General features: G+C 43.8%; 1 protein-coding gene. It reads right to left on the reverse strand.

Annotated features, from left to right (window positions below; all coding sequences use genetic code 11):
• Positions 1-692: hypothetical protein (locus tag A3762_RS04060; protein ID WP_068754215.1), on the reverse strand; the 692-nt coding region annotated here is incomplete at its 3' end.
• Positions 693-722: the final 30 nt, after the last annotated feature.

Here is a 722-nt window from a genome sequence, read left to right on the forward strand (position 1 = left end):
TTTGGGTAGAATGTCTTGAGGTTTTTAGCTGCGGATTCCAGATTGCCAGCATCGATACCCCAAAACACGGTCAACCCAGTCTCCTTATGAAGAGAAACCGCCGTTGCATATCCTTCGCAAAGCCAGGCATCATCAGTTACCGACTTCCCCACTTTTCCATAACACCCTTTTTTGCGCCCTCCATTTTCAAATCGCTTACGCCCATCAGGCCAAATGTACTGGAGGTTTACTATTTCATCTGGCTTTGAATAGATGGGTAATACAAGCCTGTTGTCTATCTGTCGAACATCGACGGGAGAAATATTCTTTCTAATTAAGTATGGGTGCGAAGCCGAAGCATCTTGGGCACGTTTATATTCTCTGTCTGCTAGTAGCGCAGTGCTTATCTGCTTATCTCTTTTTTGCTTTTCTCTAGCTGCTTTGCGCTTCTTCGCCAGATATAGGTCTTTAACAGACGGGCGGTAATCCGAAGAATTATTCCATTTAAATGTTTCCCCTGTTCGCCAGCTACCAAATACAACTCGATACACATTACGAGCAAAATTAACAACGTACCAACCATTAGAACTCCCCCTCTTCTCACCTTTAATATGGAATCGTTTAATATCTCCGCTAACGCTTAGTACTTCTGGGAGAGGAACTCCCACGCTTAGAGAATAATTTCGGAGGTTCGCTGAACAAGTGATATTCATTATTCAACCTCCTTGCGGGAAGCAGCTATT

The sequence above is a fragment of the Oleiphilus sp. HI0125 genome (assembly GCF_001635355.1).